The 21,263-nt window shown below is 68.7% G+C and carries 28 protein-coding genes; 19 read left to right on the top strand and 9 right to left on the bottom strand.

Features of this window, described 5'->3' with window-relative positions:
* Window positions 1-254 precede the first annotated feature (254 nt).
* The 18 genes from CFK39_RS15840 to CFK39_RS15755 all read left to right on the top strand — a co-directional run bounded on the left by CFK39_RS15840 (window position 255) and on the right by CFK39_RS15755 (window position 9,900).
* Window positions 255-764 carry a hypothetical protein gene (locus CFK39_RS15840; protein WP_089066546.1) on the top strand — a complete coding sequence of 170 codons (510 nt, stop codon included), beginning with the start codon at window positions 255-257 and terminating at the stop codon, window positions 762-764.
* Window positions 761-1,690 carry a DUF3560 domain-containing protein gene (locus tag CFK39_RS15835; protein ID WP_089066545.1) on the top strand — a complete coding sequence of 310 codons (930 nt, stop codon included), beginning with the start codon at window positions 761-763 and terminating at the stop codon, window positions 1,688-1,690. The genes CFK39_RS15840 and CFK39_RS15835 overlap by 4 nt, the downstream gene beginning before the upstream one ends.
* Before the next feature lie 143 nt (window positions 1,691-1,833).
* The gene (locus tag CFK39_RS15830; protein ID WP_089066544.1) at window positions 1,834-2,127 is read left to right on the top strand and encodes a hypothetical protein; all 294 of its coding nucleotides are present in this window, start codon (window positions 1,834-1,836) and stop codon (window positions 2,125-2,127) included.
* Window positions 2,128-2,306: 179 nt separating this feature from the next.
* Window positions 2,307-2,693 carry a hypothetical protein gene (locus CFK39_RS15825; RefSeq protein WP_089066543.1) on the top strand — a complete coding sequence of 129 codons (387 nt, stop codon included), beginning with the start codon at window positions 2,307-2,309 and terminating at the stop codon, window positions 2,691-2,693.
* Window positions 2,694-2,695: 2 nt separating this feature from the next.
* Window positions 2,696-2,947 carry a hypothetical protein gene (locus CFK39_RS15820; protein WP_089066542.1) on the top strand — a complete coding sequence of 84 codons (252 nt, stop codon included), beginning with the start codon at window positions 2,696-2,698 and terminating at the stop codon, window positions 2,945-2,947.
* A gap of 2 nt (window positions 2,948-2,949) precedes the next feature.
* Window positions 2,950-3,606, top strand: a complete 657-nt coding sequence (locus CFK39_RS15815; RefSeq protein WP_089066541.1) for a hypothetical protein — start codon at window positions 2,950-2,952, stop codon at window positions 3,604-3,606.
* 122 nt (window positions 3,607-3,728) lie between these two features.
* Entirely contained in the window at window positions 3,729-4,112 is a 384-nt protein-coding gene (locus CFK39_RS15810) for a hypothetical protein (protein WP_089066540.1), read from the top strand.
* Between the two features lie 57 nt (window positions 4,113-4,169).
* The gene (locus CFK39_RS15805) at window positions 4,170-4,397 is read left to right on the top strand and encodes a hypothetical protein (RefSeq protein ID WP_089066539.1); all 228 of its coding nucleotides are present in this window, start codon (window positions 4,170-4,172) and stop codon (window positions 4,395-4,397) included.
* Between the two features lie 14 nt (window positions 4,398-4,411).
* Window positions 4,412-4,792 (top strand): hypothetical protein, encoded by a 381-nt coding sequence (locus tag CFK39_RS15800; protein ID WP_089066538.1) that lies wholly within the window; start codon window positions 4,412-4,414, stop codon window positions 4,790-4,792.
* The gene (locus tag CFK39_RS15795; RefSeq protein ID WP_245823036.1) at window positions 4,789-5,031 is read left to right on the top strand and encodes a hypothetical protein; all 243 of its coding nucleotides are present in this window, start codon (window positions 4,789-4,791) and stop codon (window positions 5,029-5,031) included. The genes CFK39_RS15800 and CFK39_RS15795 overlap by 4 nt, the downstream gene beginning before the upstream one ends.
* A gap of 138 nt (window positions 5,032-5,169) precedes the next feature.
* Window positions 5,170-5,532, top strand: coding sequence for a hypothetical protein (locus CFK39_RS15790; RefSeq protein ID WP_089066537.1), 363 nt, complete (start codon window positions 5,170-5,172; stop codon window positions 5,530-5,532).
* A 98-nt stretch (window positions 5,533-5,630) separates the two neighbouring features.
* Entirely contained in the window at window positions 5,631-6,026 is a 396-nt protein-coding gene (locus tag CFK39_RS15785) for a DUF3846 domain-containing protein (protein ID WP_089066536.1), read from the top strand.
* 52 nt (window positions 6,027-6,078) lie between these two features.
* Complete coding sequence (locus CFK39_RS15780; RefSeq protein ID WP_157697283.1) at window positions 6,079-6,426, top strand: hypothetical protein; 348 nt, start codon at window positions 6,079-6,081, stop codon at window positions 6,424-6,426.
* 744 nt (window positions 6,427-7,170) lie between these two features.
* Window positions 7,171-7,374 carry a hypothetical protein gene (locus CFK39_RS16330; RefSeq protein ID WP_157697282.1) on the top strand — a complete coding sequence of 68 codons (204 nt, stop codon included), beginning with the start codon at window positions 7,171-7,173 and terminating at the stop codon, window positions 7,372-7,374.
* Window positions 7,375-7,446: 72 nt separating this feature from the next.
* Window positions 7,447-8,253, top strand: a complete 807-nt coding sequence (locus CFK39_RS15770) for an endonuclease domain-containing protein (protein ID WP_089066533.1) — start codon at window positions 7,447-7,449, stop codon at window positions 8,251-8,253.
* An 81-nt stretch (window positions 8,254-8,334) separates the two neighbouring features.
* Window positions 8,335-8,580 (top strand): helix-turn-helix transcriptional regulator, encoded by a 246-nt coding sequence (locus CFK39_RS15765; protein ID WP_089066532.1) that lies wholly within the window; start codon window positions 8,335-8,337, stop codon window positions 8,578-8,580.
* A 154-nt stretch (window positions 8,581-8,734) separates the two neighbouring features.
* On the top strand, window positions 8,735-8,983 hold the full coding sequence (locus CFK39_RS15760; protein ID WP_089066531.1) for a glutaredoxin family protein: 249 nt from the start codon (window positions 8,735-8,737) through the stop codon (window positions 8,981-8,983).
* Window positions 8,984-9,090: 107 nt separating this feature from the next.
* Window positions 9,091-9,900, top strand: coding sequence for a hypothetical protein (locus CFK39_RS15755; RefSeq protein WP_089066530.1), 810 nt, complete (start codon window positions 9,091-9,093; stop codon window positions 9,898-9,900).
* Here CFK39_RS15755 and CFK39_RS15750 read toward each other — a convergent pair.
* Genes CFK39_RS15750 through CFK39_RS15735 form a run of 4 tightly spaced genes read right to left on the bottom strand, consistent with a single transcriptional unit; the run spans window position 9,891 to window position 13,496 of the window.
* Complete coding sequence (locus tag CFK39_RS15750) at window positions 9,891-10,160, bottom strand: hypothetical protein (RefSeq protein ID WP_089066529.1); 270 nt, start codon at window positions 10,158-10,160, stop codon at window positions 9,891-9,893. The two genes, CFK39_RS15755 and CFK39_RS15750, sit on opposite strands and share 10 nt — an antisense overlap.
* A complete protein-coding gene (locus CFK39_RS15745; protein WP_089066528.1) occupies window positions 10,160-10,876 on the bottom strand; it encodes an HNH endonuclease family protein in 717 nt (238 codons plus the stop codon). Before CFK39_RS15745 ends, CFK39_RS15750 begins: the two co-directional genes overlap by 1 nt.
* Window positions 10,873-11,475, bottom strand: coding sequence for a 3'-5' exonuclease (locus CFK39_RS15740; RefSeq protein ID WP_089066527.1), 603 nt, complete (start codon window positions 11,473-11,475; stop codon window positions 10,873-10,875). The genes CFK39_RS15745 and CFK39_RS15740 overlap by 4 nt, the downstream gene beginning before the upstream one ends.
* A 50-nt stretch (window positions 11,476-11,525) precedes the next feature.
* The gene (locus CFK39_RS15735; protein WP_157697281.1) at window positions 11,526-13,496 is read right to left on the bottom strand and encodes an FtsK/SpoIIIE domain-containing protein; all 1,971 of its coding nucleotides are present in this window, start codon (window positions 13,494-13,496) and stop codon (window positions 11,526-11,528) included.
* Window positions 13,497-14,051: 555 nt separating this feature from the next.
* Here CFK39_RS15735 and CFK39_RS15730 point away from each other — a divergent pair.
* Window positions 14,052-14,300, top strand: coding sequence for a hypothetical protein (locus CFK39_RS15730; RefSeq protein ID WP_089066525.1), 249 nt, complete (start codon window positions 14,052-14,054; stop codon window positions 14,298-14,300).
* A gap of 127 nt (window positions 14,301-14,427) precedes the next feature.
* Here the strand turns inward: CFK39_RS15730 and CFK39_RS15725 are convergent, their stop codons facing one another.
* The 5 genes from CFK39_RS15725 to CFK39_RS16325 are packed head-to-tail and all read right to left on the bottom strand — an operon-like array spanning window position 14,428 to window position 21,261.
* Window positions 14,428-15,300, bottom strand: coding sequence for a hypothetical protein (locus tag CFK39_RS15725; protein WP_089066524.1), 873 nt, complete (start codon window positions 15,298-15,300; stop codon window positions 14,428-14,430).
* A 25-nt stretch (window positions 15,301-15,325) separates the two neighbouring features.
* Window positions 15,326-16,594, bottom strand: coding sequence for a M15 family metallopeptidase domain-containing protein (locus CFK39_RS15720; RefSeq protein ID WP_089066523.1), 1,269 nt, complete (start codon window positions 16,592-16,594; stop codon window positions 15,326-15,328).
* A 23-nt stretch (window positions 16,595-16,617) separates the two neighbouring features.
* Window positions 16,618-18,771, bottom strand: coding sequence for a hypothetical protein (locus tag CFK39_RS15715; protein WP_157697280.1), 2,154 nt, complete (start codon window positions 18,769-18,771; stop codon window positions 16,618-16,620).
* Window positions 18,764-20,866 (bottom strand): ATP-binding protein, encoded by a 2,103-nt coding sequence (locus tag CFK39_RS15710; RefSeq protein ID WP_157697279.1) that lies wholly within the window; start codon window positions 20,864-20,866, stop codon window positions 18,764-18,766. The genes CFK39_RS15715 and CFK39_RS15710 overlap by 8 nt, the downstream gene beginning before the upstream one ends.
* Window positions 20,863-21,261 carry a hypothetical protein gene (locus CFK39_RS16325; RefSeq protein WP_157697278.1) on the bottom strand — a complete coding sequence of 133 codons (399 nt, stop codon included), beginning with the start codon at window positions 21,259-21,261 and terminating at the stop codon, window positions 20,863-20,865. Before CFK39_RS16325 ends, CFK39_RS15710 begins: the two co-directional genes overlap by 4 nt.
* Window positions 21,262-21,263: the final 2 nt, after the last annotated feature.

Below are 21,263 nucleotides of genomic sequence, written 5' to 3'. Positions count from 1 at the left end.
GCGGTCGGCGTCCGTGCTCCGGCGCTGCGCGCCGGTGCCGGGTGCGGTAAGTGGGTGGTGACGGGTGGAGCCTGGATTAGGCGTTGACCTGGTCTTTTGAGTTCGGCTGGATCCTCCCCTGTGTTCTCGTAGGTTCGTAGTCTCGTAATCTCGTAGGTTCGTGTTCTCGTGTTTCCGCTTTAGTGTTGACACTAGGTGTTGCCGGGCCTACGGTGGGTAACTGTCAGAACGAAACACCCACCACAGGAGGACTCATGTCCACCGCCCCCTCCCCGGACACCCGGGCCATCCACAGAGTGCTCCAGCAGGTGCTGGAGCCCCGTCCGCCCGCTGAGGCTGACCTCCGGATCACGCACTCGTTCCTCACCGAGGACCCGCGCAACGGGCTCCCCGCGTTCCACTACTGGGCCGCCGGGATCGACCCGGACGCCGAGGACTCCGCGGAGCAGATGGCGCAGTACCTCGCCGCTCCCCCGCAGACTCACCGCAGCTCGCAGGTCTACCGGGTGTGCCGCCGGCTCTCCCTCTACTCGGACTTCTCCGAGAGCACGCCCTCAGAGGCCCTCAGGGAGGCCCTGGAGGACGTCAGGATCACCTACCTGCTCTGGGCCGCCCTCACGTGCCCCCACGCCCCCAGAGGCGTCCTGGAGCGCTGCAACGAAGCCGGACGCGTGAACCTCATCCGCGCCACCGGCAACCCCCTGTTCCAGTTCGCCATGCGGCGGCTCGCCGCGCGCCCGTCCACCCCGGAGGTTCAGCGATGACCACCCTGACCATCACCCACACCCACACCGAGGGAACCCTCATCGACGGCACGAGCCGCGGGGACGGGTCCGCGGACGCGCTCAAGGCCAACCGGTGGCGCTGGTCCCGCAACCTCGGCAGCTGGTACATCCCCAGTTCCCGGGACCATGACGCCCGCGGCTGGCAGATCGAAGCCACCGCCCGCCAGCTGCGCGAAGCCGGGTTCGAGGTCGAGATCGAGGTGGACAACACCGCCCGGCCCACGGCCGAGGTCGAGGCGGACAAGGCCGCTCGGGCGGCCGATCGGGCCGCGGCCCTCGATGCCAAGGCCGCCCGGCACCAGTCCGCCGCAGACGCCCACCACGCCGCGGCCGATCAGATCAGCTCGGGCATCCCCTTCGGCCAGCCGATCCTGGTCGGCCACCACTCCGAGGGCCGGGCCCGGCGGGACGCCGCGAAGATCCACACGAACATGCGCAAGGCGATCGACGCCGGGGAGGCCGCGCGCGAGGCAGAGCGCAAGGCCAACGCCGCCCGGGTCAACACCCGGCCCGAGCACCCCTCGACCACCGCGAACCGCCTCGACAAGCTCCGCGCCGAGCTGCGGAAGCTGGAGCGCCAGCAGCGGCCCGGGTACACGGTCGCCAGCGGCTCCGCCGTCATCGCCGAGGTCTCCCACGAGGACATCGCGGACACGCCCCGCATGGAGCAGCTGCGCGAGCAGATCGCCTACTGGGAGGGCGTCCGCGCCCAGCAGATCGCCGACGGCAAGGTCCTGGACACCAGCGCCGCGAAGGCCGGGGACCTCGTGCAGGTCCGCGGCGGCACCTGGTGGCGCATCAAGCGCGCCAACACCAAGACCCTCACGCTCGAATCCGGCGGGTGTTCCATCCGCGCCCAGCGCCACCAGGTGACCGCGCTCCGCCCCGGACCGGACGCGGACTGATCTCCGGCGGGGGCGGGTGACCACCAGACCCCGCCTCCGCCGGACCTCCCAACAAACTAATTTCCGGTTTAGTGTTGACAGTGAGGTGTGTAGCGGGCAGACTCGGAGAGGTCAGAACGAAACCCCGCACCACGGAGGACCTCATGGACACCACCCGCACCGCCAGCCTCGCCGCCGACCTGCCCACCCGCCTCGAGCAGGCCATCGACGACCTCCAGACCGCGCGCTACTTCCTCCGCCTCCAGGACCGCGCCAGCGCCCGCGACGCACTGATCCTCTGCCGGGGCGAGCTCCCCCGCGGAAGCCGCGCCCGCGACCTCGCCCAGCGGATCCTCAACGAGCTGCGCCTCGGCATCCGCCCCACCTACCTCAGCACGGCGCTGCTGCGGGAGTACATCGAGGACCTCTACGACGAGGCGATCGCTGACCAGGACTGACCCACCCCGGGGCGGGGCCACACCGGCCCCGCCCCCCCCCTCACCGGAAGGCCCCTGCCATGTACGACGACGAGCCCGACCTCGACCCCCAGCGCTTCGAGAACCGCGCCCAGGACCTCGACGAGTACCTCGCCCACTGGGGCGAGGACGACGAGATCCACTGACCCCGAGAGGACACCATGAGCACCAACTACGGCCTCACGATGAACGTCTACCGCTGCGCCAACGGCATGGACGCCACGGCCAACGGCATCACCTCCCAGCACGCCCAGCTGACCATCATCGGCACGATCGACGAGTTCGGCACCTTCACCACCAGCCCCGAGCGGTCGCGCCTCCACCCCGCGACCGCCACCGCCCCCGCCGTCGCCCTCCGCCGGAACATGAGCACCCCCACTGCCCACCTCGTGCCCGTCACCGCCGACGGCGAGCCGATCGGCGGGCGCTGGTACATGGCGGGCGGGAACTACGCCACCGGGGACTCCCGGATCGCCGACTACTACGCCCAGATCGGCCTGGAGCCGATCTATGGCGCGACCCCCGTCCACGACCGGACGGAGGGCTGACCATGGCCGAGATCCTCACGCCCTACGACACCGGCCAGCGGGCCGAGCCCAAGCTCTGGCAGCGCAGCCGGGCCGAGGTCCACCAGGTGATGCAGCACGGCGATGCCGAGGACGTCGGCAACGTCGACTTCATCGACGACGAGGGGGCCACCATCGCCACCGTGCATGTCTCCCGGGACCCCGACGGCGGGCACACCGTGCACGTCATGCCCTTCACGGACACCGTCCGCCTCGACCTGCACACGGAGCACTGATCATGACCACTTACGACGAGTTCCGGGCCCAGTACCCCCACGGAGAGATCCCCACGCACCTGCTGAGCGCCTACGACGAGGCGCGCACCACATGGGCCCTCGACCTCGCGGACACCGCCGAGGCCGCGGCAGCCGAGGCGGCCACAGCCACCGGCCCCGAGGCCCTGACCCGCCGGGCCGTCGCCGAGCTGCTCACCGACCCCCAGGGGCTCCGGCGGATCCTCGATGAGCTGATGACCCAGGCCCTGCGCCTTCGGGCGACCCCCGAATGGGAGATGGAGGACAACCGCACCGTCACCGAATACGCCGTGCGGACGCTCGCCGCCTACCTCCCCGAGGCCACCCCTCACCAGTCCGCCGAGATCTGCGAACACTTCGGCCTGGAGTTCGACGAGATCGACACGACCTGGTTCCCCCAGCCCGCCTGGGACACCCCCGACCAGGACGAGGAGTCCACCAACGACGGCCCGGCGCCGGAGACCGACCCCTCGGGCCCGAGGGACCCTGCCGAACTGCTCGGCGAGATCGAGCAGCTGCTGGACCCCCTGCGCACGCAGCCGCCCGAGGACTGGGAGAACGACGCGTGCTTCTCGGTGACCTACGGCCTGGCCGAGGCCCTCGGCGTCCCCCTCGCCACCGACGACGATCCCCCGCGCTGACCCACCAGTCGGCCGCGGGGCCACGGCCCCATCAAAGAATTTCCGGTTTAGTGTTGACAGTGACGCGTGTAGCGGGCAGACTCTGAGGTGTCAGGACGAAGAACCCCACCAGGGAGGACCCCATGAGCACCATCACCCGCACCCGCGGCATCACCGCCACCCTCATCCCTGATCACGCGCTGCGCGCCGCGATCGGCTCCCACCTCGGCATCGACGCCGACGAGATCCAGCCCGAGCAGACATGGCTGATCGACCGCGGCGAAGGCGACGGCCCGCGCTACGCCATCACCGGCACCGAGGGAGTGGGCCACGCTCCCGGCGACGGGGACCCCTTCGAGGTCTGCACCCGCTACCTCGACGGGTTCTACCGGATCCCCGTCGCCGCGCTCGTGGCCTCCGCCGACGGGGGCGAGGCCTGGGACCTCGCCGACGTGGTCCGCACCTTCGGGACCCGCCTGGAGGGCAACTTCCACAGCCTGCACCGCTGGGCCCTCCGCCAGAACTGACCGCCCCCTCCCGGGGAGGGGCGGCACACCGCCCCTCCCCCTCCCGAACGGAGCACCATGACCCACGCCGACCTCCCCGCCACCCGGAACGACTTCCTGCTCGCCTCGCTCGCCAAGCCGGGCGACACCCACACCCTCCCCGGCCAGGCCCCCTCGACCATCACCAAGGTCGAGGAGGGGATCGACCTCAACTTCCGGCGCCGCGTCCTGATCTACACCGAGGCCTCCGGCCCTGTCCCCATCGACTACTCGCCCCGCGCCTACATCCCCGTCACGCCCGCCTGACCGAGAGGACCACCATGAGCACCCACCGCCGCGGCGAGATGACCCTCACCGCCGAGCAGCGCGCCACCCAGCCCGATGCCGCCGGGTACGCCTGGACCATCACCGAGGACCAGATCAACACCGACGGCATCATCCCCAGCCGCGTCGGCACCCTCGGCCCCGCCGACGCCCACGAGAGCCTCTGCGAGGCCGTCCAGAAGCCGGGCCAGCATCGCGTGCGCTTCCGCATGTACGACGACGACGGGATCTACTACTACGGCGGATTCCTGACCTACGACCCCGAGCTGACCGAGCACCTCGAACCGTCCTGGCAGCCGGTCCAGGACTTCGGCATGCCCGACGCCGGATGTGTGCGGATCTCCTACCCCGACCGCCCCGCGCTGGACTGCGCATGACCGCCACGCGACCGGCCCCCACCGACGGCGGCTACAACCTGTCGATCGCCCTGCACGAGTTCGCGCGCAAATGGGCAGACGGCGTGCTCGCCAACGATCTGTCCGGCAAGCTCACATGCTCCGAACTGGACGCGCTGGCGGACCTCCTCGCTGCACTCGGCGAAGAGGGCGCGGCAAAGGCCTGGACCGAATCGCACGCCCTGCACGACGAAGACGGAGACGCTCACTACACCCCGTGACCACCCCTGCGGCGGCGACCACTCCCCACGGTCGTCGCCGCATCCTCATGCCGCATGATTTCCGGTTTGCTGTTGACACTGAGGGGTATGTCAGGCAGACTCTGAGGGGTCAGGACGAATCACCCCACGGAGGACACCATGAGCACCAGCACCCGCCACCTCGCCGAGGACCAGCCGACGCCCGCACTGCACTTCGGTGCCGCACCCGGCCCCACTCCGCCGCCCGCGACCCCCGCCGACGCGGCAGCCCTGAACAAGGTGGCCGACACCCTCGCCGCCATCGCCGAGTCGCCGACCTCCTCCCGTGACGACGTCCGGAGCGCGTGCCGTGACGCGTGCCGCGCCTTCAACTGGTACGCAACGCGCGATGCCGCGGCGGGCGACATCTGGGACGCCCTCATGTGGGGCGACTCCCCCTCCGCATGCAACGTCTGGGGCGGGGCCGTCCGCGCAGCAGCCTGCATCCGTCGGCTCGCCGACAAGTGGTCCCAGGACGGATGACCCCCGTTCTCCGAATTTCCGGTTTGCTGTTGACACTAAGTGATGCAGCTGGAATACTCGGAGAGGTCAGAACGAAACACCACCCCACGGAGGACACCATGTCGCACCTGATCCAGATCACCCCCACCGGCGAGATCGAGACCCTCGACTACGACGGCACCGCCCCCAGCCTCCCCCAGCTGCTCCAGGCACTCAGCGCCAACGACATCACGGTGGAGATCCTGGACGCCCCCGCACACAACCGGGGCGAGCACATCACCGTCTGGGCCGACGACGAGGGACTCACCAACGATGGGCGGCTCAACTTCCTCGCCAGCGCCTACGCGGGCAACGCGCTCATCGGCACCGTCGTCATCTCCGGCTTCAACGCCGAGACGGGCGACACCGTCGGCCTCACCGCAGACCAGGCCGCCGAGGTGCGCCACCAGATCACCCAGACCGCCGACCTGGTCGGCGAGCGGCTCGAGGTCCTCGCCCGCCTCGCCCAGCTCTGACCCGCCCGCGGGCCCCGGGGAACCCCCGGGGCTCGCCCTCCCCGAGGAGCCCATGATGAGCACCCCCTGCCCGTACTGCGCCACGGCGACCACCCCGCAGTGCCCCGGCTTCCTCGCCCACCTCGGCGAGTTCCACTGCACCCGTGCCGAAGGCCATGACGGCCCGCACGTCACCTGCCGCCCGACGTTCGGCCATCACCAGATCCGCACCTGGCAGCCGACCATGGACGACATCGCACGGGATCTCGTCGTGCACGCCGCCGCGCTCCGCGCGACCATCACCCGTGTTCGTGAGCACCTCGACGCGTACGCGCGCCATCCACATGACGAACGCTGCGACGGCGACAACCCCTGCCCGCGCGAGCTCGCCGAGGAGGTCCTCGCCCTGCTGCACACCTGACCGCGCACACCGGCGGATCGGAGATCTTCCGAAGCAATTTCCGCTTTAGTGTTGACACTAAGCATGTCGCCCCGTAAGCTAGAGGCATGCCAGGAAGGAGGAACCGCCCACCACCCACCAGCGACACCGACGTCGCCCCGAACAACAGCACAAGTGTCCTGTAGCAGGACATGGGGAGTGTGCCCCCACCCCCCCCCCGAATTTTCTGAACTGCGAGGCTGAGCCGATGAACATCCCACAGACCCCAGCCCACGGCGAGCTTGGAGGAGCCTCTCCCGAGAGCTTCCCCCGGCACTGGCCTACTCACGACGAGACCGAGTCGCTCCTGGCTCTCGCGCGACGCCCCGAAACGACCGTCACGTCCCATCGGCACCCCGTGGCTGCGCACTTCGAGCACGCCGACGGCCAGTCACTGTGGGCCGTGCACCTCGACGTCCGCCCGGGAGAGGGCCTCCAGATCACCCCGCAGGGGTTCCTGCAAGCGCTAGAGCAGCCCATCACCTCCGAGCACAGGAGTGCACTCGAGGACCGAGTCGCAGCCCTCCTCAGAGAGGCGCGCGACTACGGCCTGTCTCCCCGGCGGCGCAACCCGCTACATCCCGCCACCTGGTTGGACGCCGAGGTCGACTCCCTCGTGCGGACCCGCCGAACGTCAGCGGGGTAAGAGGGCTGGCCTCGCGGCATCACGACCAGAGACCTCTCTTCCTGCAACGCACTGCCGATCCTTCTGGAAGGTATCCCCGCATGTTCCCGCCGCTCACAGCTCTCGGCTTCCTCATCCTTCTGCTCGGCGCTGCTGGTCTCGTCGTGAACTGCTACGCATGGCTGAGGGCCGCACGCGAGGACCGTCTCGCCACCCGATTGCACAGCCGACGTAGAGCCTTGGTCTACGGCTCATTCGCCGGCGTGCTCGCAGGATCCGCGCTGGTCTGGGCAACTACCACCTGAACCACCCATCTCACCGGACCCATTCGACAGCGACATGGACTACCGCTCCCACCTCGATACGGAGGCTCCCGCGTGACGCGTGATCTTCGCAGGCTGGCCCCCGGGCTCGCGTGGGTTCACCGCCACCGCGGCCTCACGATCGACGCCCTCGCCCTTTGCTACGCGCTGCCGATCCGGACCGTTGCACAGCTCCTCGAGTTCGGCGACGCTCGAGTTCACGCTCGGCGCGGCGATGTCCCGATCACGTCCCTCGAGGATCTCCCCGCTCACCGGATCACGACCCTGCTGCCGGCAGCCGGCTACGGGCTCGGCCGCTATCCGGACCTCCTCGACACCGACCTGAGCAGGGGACACCAGATCGCGCGGCTCTCGCTGCTCGCCTGCGGGGTCCCCCGCCGCGCCGACGCGCCGAGCAGGAGCCGCGACCACGCCAAGGAGGGCGAGGACGGCCTCTACCACCTTCGCAGCGACGGACGCATGGACACCTGCGATCGAGGAGGCACCCACCGGGCCCCAGTGCGACTCCGGCGGGAGAGGCTGAGCGTGCGGCCGGAGATCGTGCCCAAGAACCTGCGCTGCGAGCCCGAGGACCGACGATGGGGCACAGACTCCGTGGCCCACACCCACCGAACCCCGCGCATGGTGCGCATCGTCGACGAGCTGCGGAGCATCCAGGGGCTCTCCTGCGGGGCCTGCCACAAGCAGCTCTCCACGGTCATCGACCACGATCACGCGACAAGCATGGTCCGCGGGCTGCTGTGCACGCCGTGCAACGTTGCCGTGGACTCCTGCCCGCACCTCAGCGGCTGCCCCTTCGCGGAGTACCTCAACGCCCCGCCGGCCCCCGCCGGGATCCGCTACCCGCGACACCGCCCGTGACCCTCGAGCCAGTAGCCGCCGGCTATCCACAACTCGCGACCCCGGCTTGCTGCGACCTCGCCGAGCGGCTTCGCTGAGCACATGAGCCCCTCACCTTCACCGCATCCCACGCTCGGCCGCCGGTTCGTTCCGCTGAGCGAGGTGGCGGAGATGTTCTCGATCTCCTCCTCGCAGGCCTACGCGCTGGTGCGGTCCGGCGAGCTGCGCGCGATCCAGATCGGTGGCCGGCGCCAGTGGCGCGTCGAGCTCAGCGAGATCGAGGCGTACATCGAGCGCGCCCAAGAGGCGACCCGTCTGCTTGTTGACACTGAGGGCACTAGCGAGTAATCTTGCAGGTGGACGACGAACCCTCGAGAAAGGAGCCTCCACCGCCGGCGGCGAGTCGACCACCGCCTGATCTCGTACCCGTGGGAGTGTCACAACAGCACCCCTCAGACGCGGTAACAGGGTGACCACCTCTCCCAAGGAAGGGCAGCACCCCATGGCCGACACGCTCATCATCTACGGCAAGCCCGACTGCATTCGCTGCGACCAGCTCGTGAAGTATTGCCGTCGCAAGGGCATCCCGTACCGCTACATCGACGTCACCCAAGACGCTGACGCCCTGGCTCTCGTCAAGAGCCTGGGCTACTCGGAGCTTCCTGTCGGGATGATCGGTGATGACCACTTCTCCGGCGTCCGACTCGACAAGATTCGGCCTCTCGCCCCGCAGCTGTCGAAGGCATCCTGACCTACTGACCTGTACCCTTGAGAGGCCCACCCTCCACCGTGGTTTCGTTCTGACAGATGATTCCTCCTGGAGGGTGGGCTTTCTCGTGCCCCACGAGGAGAACCCCCTTGGATCAGCCCCAGCCCCTAGCCACCATCGCTGAGCGTGTCGGCATCACCGTGCGCACGCTGCGCAAGCACGCCGAGCGCGACGGGTTCCCCGCGCCCGCGGTGCGCTGCGGCAAGTGCGGCAGCGGTCTCCTCTACGACTTGGGCGCCGTGCAGCGCTGGGAAGAGACCGGCGACGGGTCGGCGACGGCCAACGGAACGACGCGCACCGTGCAGCCGCTCTCGGTGCTCGCCGACGATCTCGACGTCACCGCGACGACGCTCTGGAAGCACTCGAAGCACGCCGACTTCCCGAGCCCGGTCGCGCGCTGCGGCATGTGCGCGAACTCCTACGTGTACGATGCCGAGGCCGTCCGGCGGTACGAGGAGGGCGCACCGGTCGACCCCTCCGACCGGCTCGTCTCCCTCCAAGAGGCCGCCGACGAGCTCGAGCTCAGCTACGGGTCGATGAGGACCTACCTCGGTCGTCACGCGGACTTCCCCAAGCCGGTCAAGTACACCGGGCCGCGCCCTCTGTTCAGTCTCCAGCAGATCCGCTCGTGGCAGGACAAGCGCCAGCGGATGCGGTCGACCGTGGCCGAGGCGGCCGCGGGAGACACCCTCGAGGTTGAGGGACTGCTGACCCGGGCCGGCGTCGCCGCCGAGCTCGGCGTCAAACTCGACACCGTCACGCGCTACCAGCGACGCGACACCGACTTCTCGAAGGACTTTCCTGAGTCGGTGCGGAAGATCGGCCGCTCCCGTCTCTGGGACCGCCAGCAGGTGCGTGCGTGGAGGGACAGCCGGCCCAGCGCGCAGCGTCAGTCCTGAGCACGGCGCGTCATAGCGACACGCCCCGCACACGCTGCCAGTAGCAGCACCCCGGCCCCCACCAGCAGGCGAGGAAGGTCGAATCCGACCCCGGTGGTGGGGATCGACACCAGCGCCTCGGCTGATGGGACCACGACCTGCCAGCTGAGCAGCTTGGCGATCGCGCTGGCGACGAGCTCGGGCAGAAGCGTCGGCAGCAGGAACACCGCGGCCACCAGGCCGCCGAACACGAGGATCACGAACTCCCAGTCCTTGTCCATCACAGGCTCCCTTCACACTCGTCGAGCTCGTCCTCGAGGGCGGACTTCTCCTCCGCGGAGACGCTGAGCTCGAACTCGGTCTTCACGTCGATCCACTGGATGACGTAGCCGCAGCGGCCGGCATCAGGCATCCACTCCTCCGGGCCTCGATCGCCCTTGGACCGGTTCGCGGAGGCGTCGACCGCCAGGAGGTTGCCCGAGGTGTTGGCGAACTCCTCACGGCGCTCCTCGGGCCAGCTGGAGGCTCCCTGCTGCCATGCACGCGAGAGCGGCACGACATGGTCGATATCTACGGTGTTCTCGCCCTTGACGAAGTCGATCGTGGTGCCCGTGTAGGGGTCCTCGATCGTCGCCTCGAGCACCACGCAGCCGTGGGTCCCCGGCTTGGTCGTGACCTCGGCGGCGCCGGCGCGCAGAGCGTCGTTTCGTTGATCGCAGCCGTTGCGGTCGATGTCTGCCCAGCGCTGTCCGAACAGGTCCCGCTCGTAGTCGTCCCCGTGGCCGAGCTCGGCGATCGTGAGCGCATCTAGGCGGCTCGAGGCGCCTGCGAGAGCGTCTGCGTCCACGTCCTCGTCCTGGGCTGCCGAGGCCGGGGAGCTGCCGCTCGAGGGCGCGATGTCCGGGAGGATCTCCTCCACCGGGGGCGCCACATAGGCGACGCCCGCGAGAGCTAGAACCACGAGGCCGCCGAGTGCGCCTACGCCGCGCCGGCTCATCGCTGGGCCTCCGTCAAGTTCTCCCACCAGCGCACGGTCCAGAGGGCATCGCCCATGGCGGTGTGGGCCTCCTCAGCTGCCGGAGGATCGACGTGCACGCGGCGGGAGAGATCGTAGGAGGAGGTCGGGATCTTCACCGATTCCCCCCGTGCGAGGAGGTGCGCGTAGGTCCACGTGACCAGGTTGATGGTGTGGTGGTGCCAGCGCGGCCGCAGCCCGTGCTGGCGGAGCAGCCACTCCAGGGCCCGGGCGTCGAAGTCGGGATTGGATCCGACCAAGACGGTGCCGGCGGTGAAGATCTCGACCGCCTGCGCGGCGTCGTGGCTCGGGTGCAGGGCGGCGATGTCCGACGGCGCAGCGGATCCGGTCCAACGGGGGTGCCTCTCGTAGAAGCGGTTGACGCGCAGGGAGTCGGGCGACGCATCGGACAGGTCGGGGTCGCGCAGCATGATGTGGAACCGATCCTCGAGCTGCCCGGGGGCATGCTTGATGAGCGCGATCTCCCAGGGCTTCGGGGTCGGCTCCAGCATGGTCGTCTCCGTGTCGACGAAGACGAGGGGCAGGCCGGGATCGAGAGCGGGGTGCTGAGGGAAGTTCATGGTGTCTCCGGGGTCGGTCGAGGGGAAGGCGGGCGGCGGGCTGTGTCAGGTCAGTCGCTCTCCTCGGTCATCCGTCGCACCTCCAGCATGTCGTCAGCGGTCAGCGCCAGCTCGCCGGCGTCGTCATCATCGGAGCGCCAGGCGATCGAGATCATGCCCTCCTCGTCAGGGTCGGCGACGGCCTCTTCGACCACGACCCAGTCGCCGTCGACGTCGATCAGGTCTCCCGGTCGCAGTCGGTCGGCGCAGACGGTCTGAACGAGGCCGTAGTCGTCGGGTTCCTCGTCCTCGCGCACGAGCTGGAGATGGCGGTCCTCGCGCGGCTCCGGGGCCGGGGCGGAGGTCTCGCCGGCTGCCGCTTCGCGAGCGCTGCTCAGGTCGTCCAGGAGCTCGTCGAGGGTGAGGTGCTGGTCAGCGTCCGGGCTCGGCACGCGACGTGCCTGGGTGATGGCAGCCCACGGGGTGTACAGCGTCGGCTTGTCGTTGTCGTCGAGCCAGGTCGGCGAGTCCTCGTCCTCGATCTCGTAGGTGAACCGCTTGTGGGTGGTCGAGGTCGGGTACAGGCCCTCGAGGATCTCGATGTCGCCGGCCTTGCGGGACCGGGCGACCTTGCGGGGGTCCGGCGTCCAGTACGCCTGCGCTTCGGCCGGCTGTCCGTCGGGGCCGGTGGCGGTTCCGCGGCCGGGGATCTTCCGAGGGACGCTCGTGCCGATGTAGGCGGCCTCCCACATCATCTGTGCGCCCTGCGGGGAGAGGCGGCCCAGCGAGTGGCGGTCGCCGAGGTTGTCGCGGACCTCGCCGGAGAGCAGCTCCGCGTCCGGGCGCTGCATCCCGAATCGCAGGTGGATGCGGGCCTTGCGGGCGAGTCGTGCGAGCGAGCCGACGGCGTTGAAGATGGGGCACTTGCTGGGGGCGCCCTTGTGCTTGTTCTCGGACCACCAGGCGTTCACGGCGCTGCGGAACTCGGTGTACTCGTCGGCCAGCACGAGCAGGGGCTCGAAGTCGTCCTCGTCGGCGCCGGCCGTTTCGATCAGGCGGTAGCGGTGTTCCATGAGCTCGAAGGCGTCCCAGATCATCGCGATCTGGTCCTCGACGGTGGTGGCGACGACCTGGACGTTGGGCCACTTCCGGATCCCGAGGAACTCGACGCGCTTCGGGTCCGCGACCCAGACCGCCCAGTTGCGGCCGGCGAACTCCATGCAGGTCCCGAGGAGCACGACGGTCTTGCCGGTTCCCGTTCGTCCGGTGGTCAGACCGTGCGGGTCCGTGGAGCGTAGGTCCCAGAACACGGTGTCGCCGTCCTCGGTGACGGCGCTGGGGATGAGATACCGATTCTCGTCGGTGACGTTGATTTTGGGGTGGGGAACGGCGGCGGGGAATTCCGTGCGGAGCCGGAAGTTCGCTGTCGAATTCTCGATATCCCAGGAGGAGCGCCAGCGGCCGGGAAGGGTGCCGGTGACGACGCGTTCAACGCTCTGGCGCTTCATGCGGCTGACGAGCTTGACGGCGATCTCGTTGGGGAATTCGACCTGAATGCTACTCAGGGAGTCGTCCTCTCCCCACGAATAGGTGGCGCTGGATTCCTTGCCGAGCAGCTCGCGGATCACCACATCTGCCTTGTAGGCGAGAGCGGCACGCGGCGAGTCATCCGTGATCTCCTCCTCACTGATATCAGGGATCAGGTACACGCGTTTGCGGGCGCTCTGGTGCTTCTCGACCTTGTAGTCGACGCCCACGCGCGCCTCCACAGTTGCCGTCAGCTGCTGCATCCACTTCGGGTCCCAGTCGCGGGAGGCGGCGGCGTAGCGGACCTCGATCCGTCCCGGGCGGGGATGGATGTACTCGCGCTTGGCCCAGCGCGAGCAGCGGACCTCCACCCCGATCCCCATGAGCGGGACGAGGCCCTCGACGAGATCACTGCGGAGCTGCCTTCGCTTGGCGCCTCGCCATTGAGCGAACCCCACGACGGCGAGCGGCGGGGCGACGCACGCGACGGCGCCGACCAAGGGGACGTCGTTCATCATCAGGGTGCCGCCGGCGATGAGGGTCGCGCCGGCCCGAGAGTGCCCAAGGGCAGAGGGGAGCTCGATCGGCCGGCTCGTCTCCGATCGATCGCCGGTGCTTGCGTCATGAGAGGTCCTCCAGGTCTGGAACGAGGGTCACTCTCTTACCGCGTCAGGTGGGGGTCGTTGTGACCGCCGCGGAGAAGTTCCGTGTCGGCTCGTCGGCCTGCGCCGGTGTGCACTCCTCATCTCGGAGAGTCGGAGACTCGCGGCTTCGTGAGCTCGTCACCTCGTCTCCCCGGAACTTCGGACCCTCGTGGGTTCGGGACCTCGGAGGTTCCCAGGCCCGTGGCTTCGGACCCTCGGAGGTTCGTAGGTTCGGGACCTCGTTTGGTCGCGCATGCTAGGCTCAGCGATACATGGTTCTCGTAGAGGTTCTGGATCGCTGGACTAGCATCGCTCCCGCACTCCAGAGACTCTCCCCCAGCACTTGCCCCCCTCTCTCCGGGCCCTCCAGAACCCGTCGAGCAGAGCGATCGGCACCCCTGATATCGCCAGCCGTACGATGCGGCCATGGATCACAACGTCTACGCCCTCCTCGAGGTCCGCAACCTCGGGACCCCTGATGCGGCGGTCGACCTCTACAAGGTGTGCCCGACCTACGAAGATGCCCTGGAGGTCTACCGGGAACGGCGTGGGGAGCCGCAGTCCGTGCGCGAGAGCGGCGGAGCAGCAGGCACAACGTGGTGGCTCGATGAGGACGACTCCGGGTCCGCGACCATCACCCGGTACACGCTGCACGGGCCGCTCGAGGAGGCCTGATCCCGGCTCAGGCGCTGCCCACAGCCCTCGTCAGCTGACGGCGTGGTCTGCGATCGCGGACCGTCGATCCACCTTGCCCTGGCGCTTGACCTGGGGGTTCGTGAACTTGCCCTGATGGGGTCCTGTCTCAGAGATGGGCGTCCTGGGGGGTCCAGGCGCCAGTGTCGTCCCGGGTGAGTTCGATCGTCACGGTGGTCCAAGTGGGAGTGTTCTCGCCGTCGCGCGCGTAGGGCACGGTCGCATGCACCACGAGCTGATCGTCCTCGGCCGCGAGCACCAGCTCGTGGGCGTTGCCGATCCGGACGGCGGCGCCGTCGTCGACGCTGCGAGGGAGGCTCAGGGCCTTCTCCGGGCTGGTGAAGGTGTCACGGATCAGCTGCTCGCGGTCTTCATCGCTCTGCCCGCCAGGCTGCGCCACAACGGCCGTGAGCGCCTCCTGGACGGGAGCGCGGACCTGCTCGACGCCGTCGGTCCCCAGCGGCAGTGCGGCGCCGTCGGGCGCGTCCGTGAAGTCGATCCCCGTGACGATCGGATGGCCCACCGCTTCGTGCCCGTCGTGCTCGTGGTCATCCTCGAGCTGGGCGTACTCGAGGGTGTAGGAGACGTCCGTCTTCGTCCCCACCGACACCCGGCCATCGCTGACGTCGAGGATCTCGTGCCCCGCTGTTCGTGCGAGCTCGCGGTCGCTCGAGAGCAGCGAGGCGTGCAGCGCCGGCGTCACGTTCGGTGCCAGGGCCTCGCTCCACTCGTCATCGGAGGCGTCGGGGTCGGCGTAGTTGTCGATGAACTCCTGGACCTCGGCAGGGACCTCCGCCGGCCCCAGCGGGGCGTTCTGCTCGGTCGCGGGTTCGTTGGGTGATCCCGCCGTCACCGAGGGTGCTGCGGCCTCGGGCTCCGAGGTCTCCTGCTGCTGTCGGTTCTCGGGGTTGAACACCACCAGGGCGAGGATGCCCAGAACAGCTGCCGCGACGACCAGAATGGATTTCAGGCTGACTCGCATCACAGGGGCTCGCTTTCTGGGTAGCTCATGCAGCCGGGATGAAGGGGACGTCGCGCTCTGGGGCTCTGGTGATCACCCATTCCAGGTGCCAAAATTCTTCGTCGTGAAAGAGCGCTCCATTCTCAACACCATGTTTGTGATAGGAGCTCCATGAGGGGTCATTGGACTTGCATGATCCGTCTGCCGCAAATCCGGAGCAGTTGTGCCGGTTGTATCCGCCAGGGAGTCCTGAAATGTCTATGGCTGCGCCCATCTGATGGTTGCTGTAGCCGACACGAGCGACGTTTCCTCCAGAGAACGATGCCTGCGTCTCCCAGCTGCGGAACGAGGAGCTGAACTGTGGGTTGTAGCCGTCAGCGCGGACCGCCTCGAGCCACTTCATGAAGTGGGGGGCGACCAGAGAGTTGACGACAACCTCTCCGCGGGCCTTCCCGCCGAGCTCGCCGGACCGGCAGTCGCTGCCGGTGCACACGGTGCCGGTGATCGAGCACAGACGGATGGGGATCCGCTTGCCCTGGTATCCGCCGGACGCGGCGCCGAGATCGGTGCTGCCCTCCGGGCACGCCACGTTGGCCGAGTCCTGGGTGAGCTGCTCCTGCGTGGGGAGATCTCCGACCGCGACGTTCACGGGGGCGCTGCATCCGAGGCTGGTGTCGGTGAGGCTGCCGCTGGCCTGGCCGACGGGGACGCCCGCGAGCTCAGACATCAGCTTGCGTGCTTCGCTCTCGTGCTTGGCGTACTCACCCTCGTACTGCTCCGCCGGGAGCTGGACGGCCGAGGCGGCCTGCGTCAGACTCATCGACTCCCAGCCGTCGATGTCCATGAGACCGGGGATGTGCCCGGTCCTGGAGGTGTCGACCCCGCGAAAGAACGCGGTCGCGGCATAGGACGGATCTTGCAGTTGCTCGACGGTGCCCCACCCCTGCGAGGGCCGCTGCTGGAACGCGCCGACGGAGTCACGATCGCCACCGGAGAGATTCTGGAGCGTGGACTCCTGCATCGCCGTCATGAGACCGATCAGCTGGGCGCGCTCAGACATGCCCAGGTCCTCGCCGGCCTTCATGATCTGGGCCGCGACCGAGAGCTGCTCCGGCGTGTACCCCGCGACGTCCGGGAGGGCCGACGTGTCCACCGAGAGGGCCTGGGCCGATGTATCCGTGCAGGCGGCGTTCGGGCTGTCAGAGTCGCTCGAGGAGATAGACGCGAACTGGAAGAACACGGCCGTGACACCGACGACGATGCCGACACCGGCCACGAGGGCGCCGGCGATGGCCCACGCGAGGATCTTCTTCATGGTGCTCTACCTCCCTCAGCGGGTCATGCAGCCGACGAGCGAGCGCGGTCCCGCGCCTGGCGGACGCGACGGGTCGTCTGCGGGCGCGGCCCCGTCGATCGCGCACGACTGCGCATCTTGGCGTTCAGGCGGTCCTTGGCGGCCCCGGTCCCGCTCGCGGCGCCCGGCTGCGAGCGTCCGGACTGCTGGGTAGCCCGCTCGCCAGGACGGGAGGCGGGGGTCTGCGATCGGCTGCTGCGCTTGGCCGAGTCCGGGCCGGGGTTCGCTCGGCGCGACGCGGCGTCGGCAGAGCCCTGCTGGCGCGAGCTGGGAGCGGAACTCCTGCGTCGCGATGAACGAGGCTCCTGCTCGGGCCCGGGCTGTGCCGAAGAGCGGCGCTGGGGCCGCTTCCCACGATTGCCGGGTGCCGCGGACAGATTCCGTTCCTGCATCGCGGCACGCTGCTCGACATCGCGAGTGCCGCCGCCCCATGTCCAGTGCTTGCCGCGCACCCGGCGCTCCTGCCGCATCTCTCGCTTCTCGGCCCTCTTCGCTTCCTTCTTCCGCCACTTCCGCTCACCCATGGAGTGCGCGACGCCCCGGATCTTGCGGTGGCTGGCCTTGTCGTGGATTCCGGCCTTGTGGAGCATCCCGCTGCCCAGCCGTGCACCCATGAATCCCGGCCGTGAGACCGTTCGCGTCGCGGCACGGGCTGGAGCCAGGGCCATGCCGCCGGCGCGGCGGCCGACGCCGACAGCACCGCGGGCCACTCGGGATCCGGCGCGGCCGGCGACGTTCGCGAACTTGCTGCCCGCGGCCGTGGACACCCCCGCGGCGAAGCCTCCTCGCCCCATCGACTGCAACCGCTGCGGCACCGGGGCGTTCTTCCCCTTCGCCCGCGTGCGCTCCTTCATCCGCTCGAAGTGCTTGCGCAGCTTCGCCCTGGTACGGAGGATCACCGCGATCATGACCAGGAGGATGACGTCGACGATGAGGAACATCGTGATCATCTCCTCCTCCCAGTTGTTGAACGTGTACGTCACCACCCCGAGATAGAGGGCGTTGATCATGATCACGAACAACATCGCGAGGATGGACTCGACGACGTTCCAGCCCTGCCCGAACAGGCCGAGGTAGGAGCCGCCCGGTCCGACCGCGCGGAACAGCTCCCAGACGAGCTGGATGCCGGCGATGAGGATGTTGACGACCTCGTACAGGATGACCGCCGAGCACAGCACGGCGATCCCGATCAGGATGAGAGCTCCGACGGCGATGATCACCGCGGTCAGCAACGTCACGGTGGAGGGGTTCTTGATGGTGCTCTCGGCGTCCGGCCAGCACTTGAGCATGGCGTTGGCGAGGTCCTTGCCGCTGCTGGTGAGGTTGTCGTTGTAGGTCTGCTCGCAGCCCCCGCCGTCGGAGAGTCCGCCGTAGGCGACGAACTGGTGGGGCTTCCTGACGAAGATGGTGGCGATCTGCTGCGCGAGGGATCCGGCAGCGTCGGCGGGGTCGGCGGCGCCCGCGGCGGCGTCGGGGTCGACCAGCTGGGCGCTGAACTGCTGGCCGGCCTCCTTGGTCTTTGGCAGGACGCCCTCGGGGCCGGTGAGCCAGGTGACGGGGTTGACCAGGATGGCGGCGCTGATCCCCCACGCGGCCATGCTTCCGACCATGTCGGTGAGGCCGCGTGCGGCCTGCCCGAGCCACATGCGGGTGATGCCCCAGCCGATGGCGAGGGTGATCAGAAGCTCGCGGGCGGCAGGGATCTGGTCGAGGAGCTTGTCGAGGACCTCCGCGGTCTGCTCGACGGGGTAGGTGAGGTAGTCGAGCCAGCCGAAGCCGAGGGCCAGATCGATGATGAGTGCCGCAGCACCGATCCCGTACCGGTAGCCGTCCCAGATGAACTTCACGAACCATGCGGTCATGTTCTGACCAGGGGCGTCGAGGGAGAGCTGATCGATGAGGTACTCGACGTTGTAGTTGCTGATCTGGTAGCCGGCGGAGTCCGCGCGGTCGAGGGCCTCGAGCGGGTTCGGGGGCGCCGCCATCGCCGGCGGAGCCGCCAGGAACATCATCAGGTAGGCGACCAGGGCGATCTGGAGCCACATCACCAGTCGGGGCCGGGCGAGGATCGCTCGGATCAGGTTGGGCAGGTGGTGCGGGATGAACAACTCGCGCAGCCGGGGGAGCGCTTCACTCATGGGTGACGCCTGCCTTCGGGGTGGTGCTCGCGGCCTCTCGGGAAGCTGCGGCGGCAGGGAGCAGTGTGCGGATCCGGCCGATCGTGCCGGTGGCGTCGCGCATGTAGGCCTCGCCTCGACGCTCGCGCGGGACCTGGTTGCCGATCTGGGGCGAGGTGTCGGTGCGGAGCTCGTTGACCAGGTCCTCGTCCTCGGCATCCATGCCCAGCCAGCGCAATGACTTCTTGGCGAGGGTCTCGTCCTCCTGGCGATGCACGATCCGGATCGGGATCAGGCCACGCATCGTCTCGTCGCCGAAGTCAGCCTCGGGGTCATGGCTGCCCAGGACGAGCACGGCGAAGTGCTTTCGTCCATCGCGCACGAAGGTGGTCATCTCACCGACCTGCAAGTCGTTGCCGGTGGCGTTGTGCGCCTCGTCCTCGATGTAGGCAGCGAACCGTGTGGGGTCGTCGAAACAGATCACGCGGGCGAGGGTGCTGATCAGGGTGTAGGCCGCACGGCCGAACCGCTTCTCCAGGCGCATCGTCTTGTAGATATTCGGGTTGTCGAGCTCGTTCGTCTTCGGCATCTCGACCCGGTTGGTGCGGATGACGATCGCCGAGGACTCCCGCCAGGGCAGCGGCGGGAGCGAGTCGTCGAACAGCGCCCGTGCGAAGGGCTTGCGCGCGTACACGTTCATCTGACCCGCGAGCTTCCGGGCGACCTCGTCGTCCTTGCCGAGCTCGGTGAGGTGCTGGAGCAGCGCGCCCAGGCCTTCGAGCTGGTGGTCCTCGAGGTAGTCCTGGCTCAGCAGGTTGCCCAACAGCACGCCCTCCTCGTCGGTCGGGTCAACGTTGAGGAGCGTGACCAGGAAGTTGCTCGCGACGGTGGCTGCGCGGTCGGGATCGAACATGCGCAGGGGGTCCACGGAGAACTCCGGCTCGATGAGGTCGACGACCGTTGGTCTGGTGAGCGTCTTGACGTAGGAGACCCACTCCCCCGTCTCAGAGCGGTCGGTAGCGATGATCTGCCCACCCCAGCAGTCCACGATCGCCTTGATGATGATCTTGAGGGTGGTGGACTTCCCCGAGCCGAGATCTCCGGTCACGCCGATGCAGCCCGACTTATCGCGCAAGCGGAGCATGCCCGGCAGATCGAGGTGGACCATCGACAGCAACCCCGACGTCTGGTTCTCGGCGAGCAGGGCGCCCTTGTCGTCTCCGAGCTTGGCGACGGTGATCGGCACGAGTCCGGCGAGGTCGCGGGATGTGGTGATCTGAGCGAACTCGTTCACCTTCGCCGTCAGGGCGGCGCCGGGCACGAAGCTCCACCAGAGGTCCTCCTGGTAGCCGGCGGGGTGACGCACGGAGAAGTCCTGGTCCTGGAGGATCTTGACGGCTTCGCGGGAGCGCTGGGTGACGTCCTCGGCACTGTCCGAGCAGACCGCGAACAGGATCACGGGCTGAATCTCGACCTCGTTGGGGTCGTGGGCGAGGGTCTCGTCGAGGGCGGTGAGCGCGTCCACGGCGGCGTCCAGGTCGTGCTGACCCGTTCCGACCTCGTTCGCGCGCTGGTCCAGCTGGTCGTTGATCCTGGCCATCGCGGTGCGGTTCGCCCGCTTGGCGGCGTCGGAGGAGCGCGACCGCATCCGCAGGACCCAGTCGGCCCCGGGGACGTAGGAGTCGATGTCGCCGAGGATCTCCGAGCCCGGCCACGCGAGACCTCCCGCGGGCAGCCCGGTCAGCGCGAACATGGACTGGTAGGAGGCCATGTCCTGCGAGAACATCTCCTCGTCGCCGATCTTCACATACCGGTGGGAGAAGGGGTTGAGCTTGGACGCCTTGGTCTGCTCGTCCGACTTTCCGCCTTCGTCGATGACGGGCTCACCGATGTGGCGAGCTGGCACCAGGCTCTCGAAGTCCTCGTGGGTGAACGCTGTGGCGTCGATGCCGCGGTACTGGAGGTGGTAGTCCAGCCACACCTGCTGCGCGACGCTCGAGCGTCGAGGGGAGAACGTCTTGGGGATCATCGCCTCGACGCGCGAGGCCTGCCCCATGCGGTACGTGATCTCCTGCTGGGTGACTCCGTAGTGAGGGAGCCCCAGGTGCGCCTTCACGTTCTGGGTCGCCGCCTTCGCGGGACGGTGAGCTTGCGGATCCCGGAGTTGGGCAGCGGCACGCACAGGAAGTAGAGACGGTCCCCGGCCTGGGTTCCCTCGAGGTCGTCGAGGCGGGCTTCGGCCTCCTCGGCCCACGCCTCGCGCTCCTCGAGGTCGACGTCCTCGATCATGCGCTGCACGATGCTCACGGGATCCTGGGCGACGACGACGCTCAGGAGCATCGACTCCCCCGTGAGGACACGGAACATCGCCTGGTGAGCCGCACGCGCGGCTGCCTTCTCCTTGACCGGGCGCATCCCGTAGGACATGCCCTCGAGCTGCCAGATGGCCCAGCAAGTGCCCTGGCGGGTCCACATCAGATGCCCTGCGCGAATCGAAGCGGGGTGGAGCATGG

The sequence above is a fragment of the Brachybacterium avium genome, assembly GCF_002216795.1.
Lineage (GTDB): Bacteria > Actinomycetota > Actinomycetes > Actinomycetales > Dermabacteraceae > Brachybacterium > Brachybacterium avium.
Note: the sequence above shows the minus strand (reverse complement) of the source record. Positions and strands in the feature narration are given on the sequence as shown.

Excerpts from the sequence above, each read along its gene's own strand:
- CFK39_RS15840 (WP_089066546.1), top strand. The coding sequence starts at position 255 with ATGTCCACCGCCCCCTCCCCGGACACCCGGGCCATCCACAGAGTGCTC.
- CFK39_RS15835 (WP_089066545.1), top strand. The coding sequence starts at position 761 with ATGACCACCCTGACCATCACCCACACCCACACCGAGGGAACCCTCATC.
- CFK39_RS15830 (WP_089066544.1), top strand. The coding sequence starts at position 1,834 with ATGGACACCACCCGCACCGCCAGCCTCGCCGCCGACCTGCCCACCCGC.
- CFK39_RS15825 (WP_089066543.1), top strand. The coding sequence starts at position 2,307 with ATGAGCACCAACTACGGCCTCACGATGAACGTCTACCGCTGCGCCAAC.
- CFK39_RS15820 (WP_089066542.1), top strand. The coding sequence starts at position 2,696 with ATGGCCGAGATCCTCACGCCCTACGACACCGGCCAGCGGGCCGAGCCC.
- CFK39_RS15815 (WP_089066541.1), top strand. The coding sequence starts at position 2,950 with ATGACCACTTACGACGAGTTCCGGGCCCAGTACCCCCACGGAGAGATC.
- CFK39_RS15810 (WP_089066540.1), top strand. The coding sequence starts at position 3,729 with ATGAGCACCATCACCCGCACCCGCGGCATCACCGCCACCCTCATCCCT.
- CFK39_RS15805 (WP_089066539.1), top strand. The coding sequence starts at position 4,170 with ATGACCCACGCCGACCTCCCCGCCACCCGGAACGACTTCCTGCTCGCC.
- CFK39_RS15800 (WP_089066538.1), top strand. The coding sequence starts at position 4,412 with ATGAGCACCCACCGCCGCGGCGAGATGACCCTCACCGCCGAGCAGCGC.
- CFK39_RS15795 (WP_245823036.1), top strand. The coding sequence starts at position 4,789 with ATGACCGCCACGCGACCGGCCCCCACCGACGGCGGCTACAACCTGTCG.
- CFK39_RS15790 (WP_089066537.1), top strand. The coding sequence starts at position 5,170 with ATGAGCACCAGCACCCGCCACCTCGCCGAGGACCAGCCGACGCCCGCA.
- CFK39_RS15785 (WP_089066536.1), top strand. The coding sequence starts at position 5,631 with ATGTCGCACCTGATCCAGATCACCCCCACCGGCGAGATCGAGACCCTC.
- CFK39_RS15780 (WP_157697283.1), top strand. The coding sequence starts at position 6,079 with ATGATGAGCACCCCCTGCCCGTACTGCGCCACGGCGACCACCCCGCAG.
- CFK39_RS16330 (WP_157697282.1), top strand. The coding sequence starts at position 7,171 with ATGTTCCCGCCGCTCACAGCTCTCGGCTTCCTCATCCTTCTGCTCGGC.
- CFK39_RS15765 (WP_089066532.1), top strand. The coding sequence starts at position 8,335 with ATGAGCCCCTCACCTTCACCGCATCCCACGCTCGGCCGCCGGTTCGTT.
- CFK39_RS15760 (WP_089066531.1), top strand. The coding sequence starts at position 8,735 with ATGGCCGACACGCTCATCATCTACGGCAAGCCCGACTGCATTCGCTGC.
- CFK39_RS15750 (WP_089066529.1), bottom strand. The coding sequence starts at position 10,160 with ATGGACAAGGACTGGGAGTTCGTGATCCTCGTGTTCGGCGGCCTGGTG.
- CFK39_RS15745 (WP_089066528.1), bottom strand. The coding sequence starts at position 10,876 with ATGAGCCGGCGCGGCGTAGGCGCACTCGGCGGCCTCGTGGTTCTAGCT.
- CFK39_RS15740 (WP_089066527.1), bottom strand. The coding sequence starts at position 11,475 with ATGAACTTCCCTCAGCACCCCGCTCTCGATCCCGGCCTGCCCCTCGTC.
- CFK39_RS15735 (WP_157697281.1), bottom strand. The coding sequence starts at position 13,496 with ATGAACGACGTCCCCTTGGTCGGCGCCGTCGCGTGCGTCGCCCCGCCG.
- CFK39_RS15730 (WP_089066525.1), top strand. The coding sequence starts at position 14,052 with ATGGATCACAACGTCTACGCCCTCCTCGAGGTCCGCAACCTCGGGACC.
- CFK39_RS15725 (WP_089066524.1), bottom strand. The coding sequence starts at position 15,300 with ATGCGAGTCAGCCTGAAATCCATTCTGGTCGTCGCGGCAGCTGTTCTG.
- CFK39_RS15720 (WP_089066523.1), bottom strand. The coding sequence starts at position 16,594 with ATGAAGAAGATCCTCGCGTGGGCCATCGCCGGCGCCCTCGTGGCCGGT.
- CFK39_RS15715 (WP_157697280.1), bottom strand. The coding sequence starts at position 18,771 with ATGAGTGAAGCGCTCCCCCGGCTGCGCGAGTTGTTCATCCCGCACCAC.
- CFK39_RS16325 (WP_157697278.1), bottom strand. The coding sequence starts at position 21,261 with ATGCTCCACCCCGCTTCGATTCGCGCAGGGCATCTGATGTGGACCCGC.